Raw genomic sequence first — 12,623 nt, 5'->3', positions numbered from 1 at the left:
CGGCTAGAACACCGGCACGCCGTCACGGGTCAGCTTCCAGCCCACGGACGCGAACTGCCCCGGGTCGACCGTGCCCTCGGCCTGCACCCACTGGATGATCGTGTTGCGGATCTCATCCGAGTTCGCCCACAGCTGCTGGGCCTTCGCGACGTGCGGGAACGCGCCGCCGCCGCTGGCCCGGTAGTTGTTCACGGCGAGCACGAACCGCGCCGCCGGGTCCAGCGGCGCGCCCTCGAAGGACAGGTTCACGATCCGCGAACCGGCCGGCTTCGCGATGTCGATCTCGTACGTCAGCCCGGACACGGCGTCGTAGTTGTAGTCCGGGATGCCGTCCGCGTTGGTGAGCTTCGCGGTGTCCACGGGCGCGCCGGCCGGCGTCTGCACGTAGTACCGCGCCGAGAACTCCAGGTACTCCTTCAGCTGGGCGCCCGTCATCAGCCGGGCCTCCAGCGTGTTCTCGAACGGGTAGAGGCCCGCCGCGTCCTTGATGGTGACCTGGCCGGCCGGGATCCGGGCGGTGCGGGAGAAGCAGGACGCCTGCGAGAGCACCGGCAGGGCCGCGTGAGCGCCGCCCGCGAGGGCGGCCTTCACCGTCTCGGCCTGGACGTGGTTGATCAGGTCGATGATCGGCTCGTCCTTCCACGGCGCGTCGGCCGTGGTCATCGAGGCGGTGGAGGTGCCGATGACCTGGTTCACGTACGCCACCACCTCGGCGTGCTCGTCGCCGAGCAGCTTGGTGATCGCCGGGTCCTCCGCCACCGTGTTGGAGTTGAGGACCTGCGCGGCGACCTTCTCGACCGTCCAGCGGCCCTTGTTCCACACCAGGTCGAAGTCGAACAGGGTGAGCCGCTGGCCCCACTTGAGCGGCTCGGACAGCACGACGTCCTGCCCGGTCGCCTTGTTCTTCACCCGGTACTCGGGGATCTCGGTGTGCGCGTGGCCGACGAGGATCGCGTCGATGCCGGGGACCTGCTCGGCGACCAGACCGGCCGCGTTCTCGACGTACGGGAGCTGGTCGCCGTACGAGGAGGTGCCGCTGGAGCCGGAGTGCGCGGAGACGACGACCACGTCCGCACCCATGGAGCGGAGCTTCGGCACCCACTTCGCGGCCTGCTCCTCGAGGCCGGGGAAGACCATCCTGCCGGTGACGTTGGCCTTGTCCCAGATGGCGATGCCGGGGTTGGTCAGGCCGAGGATCGCGACCTTGACGTCCCGGCCGTGCGGGGTGCGCAGCCGGTGGATGCTGTACGGGGCGAACGCGGGACGCAGGGTCTTCGCGTCCAGGGCGTTGGCGCCGAGCAGCGGGAAGTCGCACTGCTCCTCGAACTTCCGCAGCACGGGGATGCCGTAGTTGAACTCGTGGTTGCCGAGGGCGGCGGCGTCGTAGCCGATGGCGTTCATCGCCTGGGCCATCGGGTGCACCGGGCCGCCGGTCTTCGTGATCGGGTCGACCTTGGCGTAGTAGTACGACAGCTGGGTGCCCTGGATGGTGTCGCCGGCGTCGATGAGCAGCGTGTTGCGGCGGCCCTTCGCCTCGCGGACCTGGTTCACCAGGGTGGAGATCTTCGCCAGGCCGACGTCGTTGTGGGCCTTGTCGTCGAACTCCTTGTCCGTGAAGTAGTCCCAGTTGAAGACGTTGCCGTGCAGGTCGGTGGTGCCCATGACGGTGAAGGAGTACCGCTTGGGCCCGCGTCCGGGGGTGGGAGGGGCGGCGGGGGCGGCCTGGGCGGGGGCCGCGACGCCGGCCGCGAGGGCGGCTCCCGCTCCGGCGGCGACGGAGCTCTCGAGGAACGTCCGGCGGTTCAGCGGCATGGGTACTCCTTGATCTCGACTCTGCACAACGCGCGTAGATTCTGGCTCAGGAGTCACGCCGGGGAACACCCCTTTCAGGTGACGGAATGCGAAAGTCTGCGAAGGAGCGAGGCTGGAGACGTACGGACGAGCCCGGATACGTACGGACGAGGGGAGAGGCGACGCTCATGCCGACCGACGGATTCACCACCGAACCCAGCCCCCGGAGCCCGCGCGTCACCGTGCGCGGCGAGGCGCGCCTGGAGGTCGACCCCGAGCTCGCCCGCATCGGCGTCACCGTGGGCGCGCGGGGCACGGACCGGGACGCCACCCTGCGGGACCTGACGCGGCGCAACGCGGAGGCCCTGGACCTGATCCGGTCGTACGGCGAGGCCGTGGAACGGCTGGAGACCGGCGCGTTCACGCTCACGCCCGAGCCGGCCCGGCACGGCCGCGGCGAGCGCGTGCGCGCGTACAGCGGCCGGGTCCACCTCACCGCCGAGCTCACCGACTTCACCGCGCTGGGCGAACTCGCCACCCGACTGGCCGAACGCGAGCTGACCCGTGTCGACGGACCCTGGTGGGCCCTGCGCCCCGACTCCCCGGCGTACGCCCGGGTCCGCCGGCTGGCCGTCACGGCGGCCGTCCAGCGCGCCCGCGAGTACGCCGAGGCCCTCGGCACCACCCTCGACGCCCTGCTCGAACTCTCCGACACCGGTACGGACCTGGTCCCGCCGGCCCCGGCGGGCGGACTGCGCATGGCCTTCGCCGCCGAGGCCGTCGAGGCCGCGCCCCCGCTCACCCTCGAACCGCAGCTCCAGACGGCGTCGGCGGAGGTGACCGCCCGCTTCACCCTGCACCCGCCGGCGCTGTGAGGAAGCCCTCTCCGACGCTCATCAGAGCAAGGCCCCGCACATATTCAAGACTTGTCAACAACCTTTCATGTAAAGGTTGTTGGTCTGTCATGACGAGCCCATGTTCTACCCGTTGGTAATGCCTAGGCTCGACGCATGCGCCGAGCGAAAATCGTCTGCACCCTTGGTCCTGCCACTGCCACATACGACCAGATCAAGGCCCTCGTCGAGGCCGGAATGGACGTGGCCCGCCTCAACCTCAGCCACGGCACCTACGCCGAGCACGAGGAGCGCTACCGACATGTCCGCAAGGCCGCCGAGGAGACGGGGCGCGGCGTGGGTGTCCTCGCCGACCTTCAAGGCCCGAAGATCCGCCTCGGCCGTTTCCAGGAGGGTCCCGTACTCCTTGAACGCGGCGACGAGTTCACCATCACCGTCGAACCCGCCGCCCAGGGCGACCGCCACGGCTGCGGCACCACGTACGCCGGCCTCGCCGCCGACGTCACGCCCGGCGAGCGCATCCTCGTCGACGACGGTCGAGTCGCGCTCGACGTCGCCGAGGTCGACGGCCCCCGGGTCCGTACCGTCGTCGCCGAGGGCGGCGTGATCTCCGACCACAAGGGCCTGAACCTCCCCGGCGTCGCGGTCTCCGTCCCGGCCCTCTCCGAGAAGGACGTCGAGGACCTGCGCTGGGCGCTGCGCACCGGTGCGGACGTCGTCGCCCTGTCCTTCGTCCGCAGCGGCCGCGACATCGAGGACGTCCACCGGATCATGGACGAGGAGGGCCGTCGCGTCCCCGTCGTCGCCAAGGTCGAGAAGCCGCAGGCGGTCGAGAACATCGACGACATCGTCGCCGCCTTCGACGGCATCATGGTCGCCCGCGGCGACCTCGGCGTCGAAATGCCCCTGGAGCAGGTCCCGATCGTCCAGAAGCGCGCGATCAAGCTGGCCCGCCGCAACGCCAAGCCGGTCATCGTCGCCACCCAGATGCTGGACTCGATGATCGACAACTCCCGCCCCACGCGCGCCGAGGCGAGCGACGTCGCCAACGCCGTCATCGACGGCACCGACGCGGTGATGCTCTCCGGCGAGACCAGCGTCGGCCGGTACCCGGTGGAGACGGTCCGCACGATGAGCCGCATCGTGGAAGCGGCGGAGGAAGACATCCTGGCCAAGGGCCTCCCGCCGCTGACGGAACGGAACAAGCCCCGCACCCAGGGCGGCGCGGTGGCCCGCGCGGCGGCCGAGATCGGCGACTTCCTGGGCGCGCGGTTCCTGGTCGCCTTCACCCAGTCCGGCGACACGGTCAAGCGCCTGTCCCGCTACCGCTCGCCCATTCCGCTGCTCGCCTTCACCCCGGACCCGGCGACCCACGCCCAACTCAACCTGACCTGGGGCGTGGAGACCTTCCTGGGTCCGCATGTGGACTCGACGGACGCGATGGTGGCGCAGGTCGACGAACATCTGCTGAAGATCGGCCGCTGCAGGAAGGGCGACACGGTGGTCATCACCGCCGGTTCCCCGCCCGGCGTCCCCGGCTCGACGAACATGGTCCGCGTCCACCACATCGGCGACCCCGTCACCGGCTGAGGCGGGTGACGCCGACCGGGTGTACGGTTCGTGACCTTGGAAGTGAAGGGAAAGTGCCCCGGGTGGGATTCGAACCCACGCTGGATGGTGTTTGAGACCACTGCCTCTACCGCTGGGCTACCGGGGCGCGCCTTCGAAAGCAAGGGTGACGGTAACCCGTCGTGCCCCTACCTTACAGGAGGTGGGTAGGCTCGTGGTGAGCAGTATCGCCCCGCAACGAGGAGCCCCCGTGACCGCCCCCGAGTCGCCCCAGCCCGTCGCCGACGACGACAAGTCGCACGTCCCGCCGCTGACGACGCGAGTCGTCATCGCCGAGGACGAGGCCCTCATCCGCCTCGACCTCAAAGAGATGCTGGAGGAAGAGGGCTACTCGGTCGTCGGTGAGGCCGGCGACGGCGCCGCGGCCGTGGAGCTGGCCCGCGAGCACCGGCCCGACCTCGTGATCCTCGACGTGAAGATGCCCGTCCTCGACGGCATCTCCGCCGCCGAGAAGATCGCCGGCGAGTCCATCGCCCCGGTCCTCATGCTCACCGCCTTCTCGCAGCGCGAGCTCGTCGAGCGGGCCCGGGACGCCGGCGCCATGGCGTACCTGGTCAAGCCGTTCAGCAAGAGCGACGTCGTGCCGGCCATCGAGATGGCCGTCTCCCGGTTCGCCGAGCTGAAGGCCCTGGAGAAGGAGGTCGCGGACCTCGCGCAGCGCCTGGAGACCCGCAAGCTGGTCGACCGGGCCAAGAGCATCCTGCAGACCGAGTACGGGCTGACCGAGCCGGCCGCCTTCCGCTGGATCCAGAAGACGTCGATGGACCGCCGCATGTCGATGCAGCAGGTCGCCGAGGCCGTCATCGAGGACTCCGAGGAGAAGAAGGCCGCGAAGGGCCAGCAGTAGGCCCGGCCCCCGGACCCCTCCCGGTCCCTCCGCACGACATGGGAAGGCCCGCCCCACAACGCTGTGGGGCGGGCCTTCGTCTGTCGGGGACCGACTACTCCTCGCCGAGGTACGTCTTGCGCACCTCGTCGTCGACGAGCAGGTCCTGGCCGGTGCCGGAGAGCTTGATCTTGCCGACCTCGAGCACGTAGCCGTAGTCCGCGAGGGACAGGGCCGCCTGCGCGTTCTGCTCGATGAGCAGGATGGTCATGCCCTCCGCCTTGAGCGTGGCGATGGTCTCCATGATCTTCTGCATCATGATCGGGGAGAGACCCATCGACGGCTCGTCCAGCATCAGCAGCTTGGGCTGGGACATCAGCGCCCGGCCCATCGCCAGCATCTGCTGCTCACCGCCGGAGAGCGTGCCCGCGGCCTGCTTGCGACGCTCGCCCAGGATCGGGAAGAGCTCGTAGGCGCGCTGGACGTCCTTCTCGATGCCGTCCTTGTCCTTGCGGAGGAAGGCGCCGAGCTGGAGGTTCTCCGCGATGGTCAGCTTCGGGAAGATGTGCCGGCCCTCGGGGGAGTGGGCCAGACCCAGCGAGACGACCTTGTGGGCCGGGATGCCGTTGAGCACCTGGCCGTCGAAGGTGATCTTGCCGGAGTTCGGCTTGATCAGACCGGAGAGGGTCCGCAGGGTGGTGGTCTTGCCCGCGCCGTTGGTGCCGATCAGGGCGACGACCTGGCCGGCCTCGACGGAGAAGGAGATGCCCTTGACGGCCTCGATCTTGCCGTAGGCGACCCTGAGGTCCTCGACCTCGAGCAGAGCGGTCACTTGGAGTCTCCTTCGGTGGTGCTGTCCGCGTCCGAAGCGTTCTCGGCGGCAGATTCCGGAGCGTCGTCGGAGCCGGCGTCACCGGACTCGTCGGCCTCGTCGGACGCCTCGGCCGCGGCCTCGGTGTCGTCCGACGCGGTGTCCGCGGCCTCCGGCTCGGTGTCGGCCTGCGCCTCGGCGGCCTCGGCGGCCTCCTCCGCGTGCGCCTCCGCCGCCTCGACCTCGGCGACCTCCTCCGCGCCCGGAGCACCCTCGTACGGGGTGCCCAGGTACGCGGCCACGACGCGCTCGTCGCCCTGGACGACCTCGGACGTGCCCTCGACGAGCTTCTCGCCCTGGACGAGCACGGCGACCCGGTCGCACAGGTTGAAGATGAACTTCATGTCGTGCTCGATGACGAGGACGGCGATGCCCTTGTCGCGGATGGCGAAGACGAGCTCCTCGGTGGTGCGCGTCTCGTTCTGGTTCATGCCGGCCGTCGGCTCGTCGAGCAGCAGCAGACCGGGGTCGCTGGCGAGCGCCCGGGCGATCTCCAGCTTGCGCTGCTCGCCGTACGGCAGGTTGCGGGCCAGGTGCTCCGCCTTCGCGGCCAGGCCGACGAACTCCAGGAGTTCCATGGCCCGTTCGCGGGAGGCGAGCTCCGCCTTCTTGAAGCCGGGGCCGCGCAGCAGCGCGGACCACAGGCCCTCCTTGGTCCGGGTGTGACGTCCGACGAGGACGTTCTCCAGGACCGTCATGTTGGAGAAGAGGCGGATGTTCTGGAAGGTACGGGCGATGCCCGCCTTCGTGACCAGGTGCGGCTTGGGCGGCAGCACCGTGCCCTTGTAGCTGACCTGTCCCTCGGTGGGGACGTACAGACCGGTCAGGCAGTTGAAGAAGGTCGTCTTGCCGGCGCCGTTGGGGCCGATCAGACCGACGATCTCGCCCTCGCGGACGGTCAGGTCGACGCCGCGGACGGCGGTCAGGCCGCCGAAGCGCATGGTGACGCCGCTGGCATCGAGGACCGTGGCGGCCGTCGACGTGGCCGTGGCCGTGGTGGTGGTCGTCATGGCGTTCACGCACCCGCCTTCGCGGTACCGACACCGGACTCGGCGGAGACCCGCTGGTCCGGCACATCGAGCTGGTCGTCGTTCTCGTGGTACTCCAGCTGCGCCCGCTTGTTGGGGATGAGGCCCTCGGGGCGGAAGCGCATCAGGAGGATCAGCGCGAGACCGAACGCGAGGAGCTGGTAGTCCTTCAGGAAGGCCAGCTTCTCCGGGATCAGGAAGAGCAGCGCCGCGCCGAGGAGCGGGCCGCGGATGGTGCCCATGCCGCCGAGGATGACCGCCGCGAGCAGGAACGCGGAGTTCGGGGCGACGGGGCCGGCGAAGATGTACATCTCCGGGAGGACCGTGCCCTGGAAGTGGGCCTGGACCGTGCCGGCGACGCCGGCGAGCGTGGCGCCGAGGGCGAAGGCGATCAGCTTGACGCGGAAGCCGTTGATGCCCATGGCGGTGGCGGCGGTCTCGTCCTCGCGGATGGCGACCCAGGCGCGGCCGATCCGGGAGTCCTGCGCCCGGCTGAAGACCACGACCACGAAGACCATCACCAGCAGCATCAGCAGGTAGTAGCTGGCGTAGGTGCTGAGCTCCAGACCCAGGAAGCTGTGGGTCTCGCCGAAGTCGTAGCCGAAGATGTTCAGCGCCGGGATGTTCGGGATGCCGTTCGGGCCGTTGGTGATCTGCGGGCCGTTGTCGCCGTCCATGTTGTTGACGGTGATGCGGAAGATCTCACCGAAGCCGAGCGTCACGATGGCGAGGTAGTCACCGTGCAGCCGCAGGGTCGGTGCGCCGATGACGACGCCGAAGACCAGGGCGACGAACGCGCCGATGACGACCGTGGCCCAGAAGGGCAGCTGGATGTCGAAGGCGGAGGCCGTGGAGCCGGAGACCAGGGCCGCGGTGTACGCGCCGACGCCGAGGAAGGCGACGTAACCGAGGTCGAGCAGGCCGGCCAGACCGACGACCACGTTCAGGCCGAGGGCCACCGTCGCGAAGATCAGGATGTTCACCGCGATGACGGTGAAGGTGTCCGTGGTCTGCGTGAAGGGGAACGCGGCCGCGGCCGCGAAGGCGGCGATCGCGGCGACCTGGCGGTTCTTCGAGGCGATGGCCGAGAGACGGGCGACGAGGCCCGACTTGGACAGGCCCGCGGCACCCAGACCCGCGAGGATCAGGTAGCCGATGAACAGCTCGCCGTACTCGGTGGAGATGCCGTACGTGACGGCGTACATGCCGATGGCGAACGCGACGACCAGCAGCAGGATCTCGGCCCAGGAGGGGAGCTCACGGGGCTTCGACGGGACGCGGGTGTCGTCCGGCAGCGCGAAGGCGGCCAGCGGGATCAGCGAGGCGACCGCGGCGACGAAGCCGCCGGGCTCCAGGTGCGCGAGGCCGCCCAGCTGGACGGCGATCGCCAGCACGGTGTACCAGGTGGTGCCGAACGCGCCCAGCGCCAGGAAACGCAGCGCCTTGCTGGAGCCGGCCGGGGTCAGCCAGCGCATGCCCTTGACGCCGAGCCCGGAGAGGGCGAACAGCGTGACGAGCAGGCCGGCGACGAGGGAGAGGACCTGGAGACCGCCCGGGTACCCGTTGACCGTGAGGTTGCCGGGGAACTCGGTGGTGTAGGTCCAGGCGAGGAAGGTGCTCGCCAGGGTGGCGAGGCCACCGCCGGCGACGACCCAGTGGAGCAGGCCGGAGCCCTTGGCGTCGGCCGCCGGGGCCGCGGCCGCCACGGCGGTCTCGGTCTCCGGGGCCTGGTTCTCGGGGGTCCCGTTCTCGGGGGACTTGTTGAGGTCGGTCGTCATCACATCACGCCCTGTCCGCGCTGCGCTGTCCGAGGAGGCCCTGTGGCCGGAACAGCAGCACGAGGATGAGGAGGGAGAAGACCCAGATGTCCTTCCAGGCGCCGCCGCCGAACTGGTCCATCCCGGGGATGTGCTCGACGTAGGCGATGGAGAGCGTCTCGGCGATGCCGAGGACGACGCCGCCGATCATGGCGCCGTAGATGTTGCCGATACCGCCGAGGACGGCGGCGGTGAACGCCTTGAGGCCGAGCAGGAAGCCCATCTCGAAGCGGATCTGGCCCTTGTCGAGGCCCTCGGCGACCGCCGCGACGGCGGCGAACGCGGCGCCGATGGCGAAGGCCATCACGATGATGCGGTCGGTGTTGATGCCCATCAGCTTCGCGGTGTCCGGGTCCTGCGCCGTGGCCTGCATGGCGCGGCCGCTGCGGCTCTTCGAGACGAAGAGGCCGAGGGCGATCATGCAGAGAGGGGCGGCCACGAGGATGAAGGCGTCGGAGCGCGAGATGGCCAGGCCGTCGAGGAGCTGGAAGCTGTCCCCCTTGAACTCGGGGAAGCTGATCGGCTTCTTGGCGCCGGGGTAGAAGCCCCAGATGAGCTGCTGAAGCACGATCGACAGACCGATGGCCGTGATCAGTGGTGCGAGGCGGGGGGCGCCGCGCAGGGGGCGGTAGGCGAAGCGTTCGGCAGCCATGGCGACGGCCACGGAGACCACCGCGCCGCCGAGGAGCATCACGGGTATCGCGATCGCGAGGGACGTGCCCGAGGGCAGGATCGTGTACGTCGTGAGGGCGCCGAAGCCCCCGATCATGAAGATCTCGCCGTGGGCGAAGTTGATGAGCTGGACGATGCCGTAGACCATCGTGTAACCGATGGCGATCAGCCCGTAAAGGGCTCCGAGGGCAAGGCCGTCGGCCAGCTGTTGCGGCAGTTCGTGCACCGCAGGGCCTCCGATGAGCGTGTCGGATATGAGTCCGCGCGAGGGCGCTGTTTGCGCCCTCGCGCGGCTTGGATCAAGTAGTGCGGGGCTGTGCTGTGGTGGGTCAGTCCTCGAAGGTCGCGGACTTCACGTCGGCCCAGGCGCCGGACTTGACCTGGTAGACGGTGAGCTGCTTGTTCGTGGTGTCACCGAACTCGTCGAAGGCGACCTTGCCGGTCACGCCCTCGAAGGAGACCTTGGCCATGGCCTCGGTGACCTTGGCGCGGGCGTCCTCGGGGAGCTTGCCGTCGTTGGCGGCGACGACGGCCTTGACGGCCTGGATGATGGACCAGGCGGCGTCGTAGGAGTAACCGCCGTAGGCCGCGTACGCGTCCTTGTAGCCGGCCGCCTTGTAGTCCTCGATGAACTTCTTGGCGGTCGGGAGCTTCTCGACCGGGTAGCCGACCGAGGTGGCCAGGTCACCGTCGTTGGCCTCGCCGGACGCCTTGATGAACTCCGGGTCGTAGATGCCGTCGCCACCCATGGTGGGGATCTTGGCGCCGGCCTTCTTGACCTGGTCGGAGAGCAGGCCGCCCTCGGGGTACTGACCACCGAAGTAGACGGAGTCGGCGCCCGAGGCCTTGATCTTGTTGGCGGTGGAGGAGAAGTCGGTCTCCTTCACGGTCACGGAGTCGGTGTCGACGACCTTGCCGCCGAGGCGCTCGAACTCCTGGGAGAAGATCGCGGCGAGGCCGGCGCCGTAGGTCTGCTTGTCGTTGACGACGAAGACCTTGCGCTTCTTGGCGTCGTTGAACAGGTAGTTCGCGGCGAACTTGCCCTGGACGACGTCGGTGGTGGCGGTGCGGAAGTACGTCTTGAACGGACGCTTGAAGTCGCCCTTGCCCCAGTTGTCGCCCTGGGAGAGGGACGGGTTGGTGTTGGCCGGGGAGACCTGGGTCAGGTTGGCCTTCTCGAAGTCCGCCTGCATCGACTGGGCGACGCCCGAGTTCAGCGGGCCGACGACGCCGAGGACGTCCTTGATGCCGACGAGCTTGGTGGCGTTGGCCTTGCCGGTGGCCGGGGTGGCCTGGTCGTCGAGGGCCTCGATCTTGAAGGTGACGCCCGGGACTTCCTTGTTCTTGTTGGCGGTCTGGACCGCCAGGTCCACGGAGTTCTTGATGCCCTGGCCGAGCGCGGAGAGCGAGCCGGTGAGGGGAGCGTCGACGCCGATGACGACGGTCGTGCCGCCCTTGGCGTTGTCGCTGCCACCCTTGTCGTCGCGCGAACCGCAGGCGGTGAGGGTGAGTGCACCGGTGGTGAGCACGGTGGTGAGGACGAGCAACGAACGGTTGCGCACGATGAATCCTTTCCCTGGCGCGGCCCCCTCGAGCTGAGGTGCCGTGTAGCTGGGGTAGCTAGAGGTGCCGTATTTCAACGCCGGGCCGGTACGGGTTTCGTACCGGCCGTGCAAGGACGCGCCCGGCGGCGCGGTGACTGGCCGTGACTCTAGGCGCAGGTGGCGAAGTCGCGGGAGCGCCCAGGTCAGGATGTGACTGTCTTGTTATGCCGACGGGGAGACTCGGTGCTCAGGGGGTGGGCAAACTGGGGTAAACCGGGCGGTTGCCGGGTGTTCATATGCTGAGAACGCCCAGTTCCGCTCAGGGGCTTGACTAGATCATGGTCCTGACGTGGCCCCTTGGGGAGTGTCCGGATAGCGGACACGCGCCTGTTTGTGACCGGACGGATCGGCCGGTACGGGAACCCGCCCCTCCGGCCGCGCCGAGATCACTCAGCGTGATGGTGGCGCGGACGGCGCTCTCCAATTATCGGAACTCCCGGTGGCTCCGTTCGTCGCCGCGCACCGCCGGCGGGACTCCTCGTCCGCGAGGGCGAGCGCGGCCGCCCGGCCCGCGGTGCGCTCCTTCGCGCGGGCTGCGGCGAGCACCTCGTCGTGCAGGGCGAACTGCTCGTTGGAGAGCCCCTTTTGCTCCCAGTCGAGCCCCGCCCACTTGCTGCCGTTCAGGGCCTCTTTGACCCAGTACGCGACCAGGTTCGTGCAGAGCTCCGCAGGCGTGGTGGCCTGCGCGGTCGGCGTGGGCGCGGCGTCGCCGCCGGCGGCCGAGCAGGCGGTGAGCGTCCCCAGTACGGCGGTGGTGGTGAGTGCCGTACGCAGGGCGGTCGTGGCTCTGGTGTGCCGCGGAAGCCCCATGGGGGAACGCTAGGCGCTCGCCCCTCGATGCACAACAGGCATGGGGCGAGCGGTAGTTGGGAGGCGGCTGGGGCAGGGCGGGTCCAGGGCCGGGAAACACGAAGCCCCCGTCCGTCACCGTCGGTGACGCCGGGGGCTGCGGCTCGGGCGAGGGGTCAGGCCGAGGCGCCGGGGATGTTCTCCGCGTCCTTGGGGGTCACCTCGCGCAGCAGGCAGGTGAGCCGCGCGGTGCAGACCCGCTTGTCCGACTCGTCCGTGATCACGATCTCGTACGTCGCCGTCGACCGGCCGCGGTGCACCGGCGTGGCCACACCGGTCACCAGGCCGCTGCGCACCCCGCGGTGGTGGGTGCAGTTCAGGTCCACGCCCACGGCGATCCTGGAGACCCCGCCGTGCAGCATGGAGCCCACCGAGCCCAGGGTCTCCGCCAGCACCGCGGAGGCGCCGCCGTGCAGCAGCCCGTACGGCTGGGTGTTCCCCTCGACCGGCATCGTGCCGACGACCTTCTCGGCCGAGGCCTCGAGGATCTGCACGCCCATCCGGTTGCCCAGGTGCCCGGCCGAGAAGAGGGCGGGAAGATCGACGCCGAGTGCGGCGTACTCGTCGAGGACCTCCTGCGGGAACTTCACAGTCGTCTGCTCACCCATGGGCCCGGCTCCGTTCGTCGTCGTACGTCGTCGTACTGCGTCTCGGTCTGCGTCTCAGTGTGACGCACCGCCTG

General features: G+C 69.5%; 11 protein-coding genes and 1 tRNA gene. 3 read left to right on the top strand and 9 right to left on the bottom strand.

The genetic code is table 11. From position 1 onward, the window contains the following. Positions 1 to 3: 3 nt before the first annotated feature. Positions 4 to 1,812 (bottom strand): bifunctional metallophosphatase/5'-nucleotidase, encoded by a 1,809-nt coding sequence (locus ABZO31_RS07575; protein ID WP_406860315.1) that lies wholly within the window; start codon positions 1,810 to 1,812, stop codon positions 4 to 6. A 167-nt stretch (positions 1,813 to 1,979) separates the two neighbouring features. Here ABZO31_RS07575 and ABZO31_RS07570 point away from each other — a divergent pair, with 167 nt between their 5' ends. After that, entirely contained in the window at positions 1,980 to 2,666 is a 687-nt protein-coding gene (locus ABZO31_RS07570) for an SIMPL domain-containing protein (protein WP_406860314.1), read from the top strand. A 135-nt stretch (positions 2,667 to 2,801) separates the two neighbouring features. After that, positions 2,802 to 4,235, top strand: coding sequence for a pyruvate kinase (gene pyk, locus ABZO31_RS07565; RefSeq protein ID WP_406860313.1), 1,434 nt, complete (start codon positions 2,802 to 2,804; stop codon positions 4,233 to 4,235). A gap of 54 nt (positions 4,236 to 4,289) precedes the next feature. Here pyk and ABZO31_RS07560 read toward each other — a convergent pair. Then, positions 4,290 to 4,362, bottom strand: a tRNA-Leu gene (locus ABZO31_RS07560). Positions 4,363 to 4,464: 102 nt separating this feature from the next. Here ABZO31_RS07560 and ABZO31_RS07555 point away from each other — a divergent pair. Beyond that, a complete protein-coding gene (locus tag ABZO31_RS07555; protein WP_406860312.1) occupies positions 4,465 to 5,121 on the top strand; it encodes an ANTAR domain-containing response regulator in 657 nt (218 codons plus the stop codon). Positions 5,122 to 5,215: 94 nt separating this feature from the next. Here ABZO31_RS07555 and ABZO31_RS07550 read toward each other — a convergent pair whose 3' ends face one another. The 7 genes from ABZO31_RS07550 to ABZO31_RS07520 all read right to left on the bottom strand — a co-directional run bounded on the left by ABZO31_RS07550 (position 5,216) and on the right by ABZO31_RS07520 (position 12,549). Next, positions 5,216 to 5,932, bottom strand: a complete 717-nt coding sequence (locus ABZO31_RS07550; protein WP_406860310.1) for an ABC transporter ATP-binding protein — start codon at positions 5,930 to 5,932, stop codon at positions 5,216 to 5,218. Continuing rightward, on the bottom strand, positions 5,929 to 6,981 hold the full coding sequence (locus tag ABZO31_RS07545) for an ABC transporter ATP-binding protein (protein ID WP_406860308.1): 1,053 nt from the start codon (positions 6,979 to 6,981) through the stop codon (positions 5,929 to 5,931). The genes ABZO31_RS07550 and ABZO31_RS07545 overlap by 4 nt, the downstream gene beginning before the upstream one ends. Before the next feature lie 5 nt (positions 6,982 to 6,986). After that, a complete protein-coding gene (locus tag ABZO31_RS07540; protein WP_406860307.1) occupies positions 6,987 to 8,777 on the bottom strand; it encodes a branched-chain amino acid ABC transporter permease in 1,791 nt (596 codons plus the stop codon). A 4-nt stretch (positions 8,778 to 8,781) separates the two neighbouring features. Beyond that, positions 8,782 to 9,714, bottom strand: coding sequence for a branched-chain amino acid ABC transporter permease (locus ABZO31_RS07535; protein WP_393647086.1), 933 nt, complete (start codon positions 9,712 to 9,714; stop codon positions 8,782 to 8,784). Between the two features lie 103 nt (positions 9,715 to 9,817). Continuing rightward, positions 9,818 to 11,050 carry a branched-chain amino acid ABC transporter substrate-binding protein gene (locus ABZO31_RS07530; RefSeq protein ID WP_406860306.1) on the bottom strand — a complete coding sequence of 411 codons (1,233 nt, stop codon included), beginning with the start codon at positions 11,048 to 11,050 and terminating at the stop codon, positions 9,818 to 9,820. Between the two features lie 432 nt (positions 11,051 to 11,482). Beyond that, positions 11,483 to 11,902, bottom strand: coding sequence for a hypothetical protein (locus ABZO31_RS07525; protein WP_406860305.1), 420 nt, complete (start codon positions 11,900 to 11,902; stop codon positions 11,483 to 11,485). A gap of 155 nt (positions 11,903 to 12,057) precedes the next feature. Beyond that, the gene (locus tag ABZO31_RS07520; protein ID WP_406860304.1) at positions 12,058 to 12,549 is read right to left on the bottom strand and encodes a PaaI family thioesterase; all 492 of its coding nucleotides are present in this window, start codon (positions 12,547 to 12,549) and stop codon (positions 12,058 to 12,060) included. Positions 12,550 to 12,623: the final 74 nt, after the last annotated feature.

Origin of the sequence: Streptomyces solicamelliae (assembly GCF_045348655.1) — a bacterium.
GTDB classification, from domain to species: domain Bacteria; phylum Actinomycetota; class Actinomycetes; order Streptomycetales; family Streptomycetaceae; genus Streptomyces; species Streptomyces solicamelliae.
Note: the sequence above shows the minus strand (reverse complement) of the source record. Positions and strands in the feature narration are given on the sequence as shown.

Excerpts from the sequence above, each read along its gene's own strand:
- ABZO31_RS07575 (WP_406860315.1), bottom strand. The coding sequence starts at position 1,812 with ATGCCGCTGAACCGCCGGACGTTCCTCGAGAGCTCCGTCGCCGCCGGA.
- ABZO31_RS07570 (WP_406860314.1), top strand. The coding sequence starts at position 1,980 with ATGCCGACCGACGGATTCACCACCGAACCCAGCCCCCGGAGCCCGCGC.
- pyk (WP_406860313.1), top strand. The coding sequence starts at position 2,802 with ATGCGCCGAGCGAAAATCGTCTGCACCCTTGGTCCTGCCACTGCCACA.
- ABZO31_RS07545 (WP_406860308.1), bottom strand. The coding sequence starts at position 6,981 with ATGACGACCACCACCACGGCCACGGCCACGTCGACGGCCGCCACGGTC.
- ABZO31_RS07540 (WP_406860307.1), bottom strand. The coding sequence starts at position 8,777 with ATGACGACCGACCTCAACAAGTCCCCCGAGAACGGGACCCCCGAGAAC.
- ABZO31_RS07525 (WP_406860305.1), bottom strand. The coding sequence starts at position 11,902 with ATGGGGCTTCCGCGGCACACCAGAGCCACGACCGCCCTGCGTACGGCA.
- ABZO31_RS07520 (WP_406860304.1), bottom strand. The coding sequence starts at position 12,549 with ATGGGTGAGCAGACGACTGTGAAGTTCCCGCAGGAGGTCCTCGACGAG.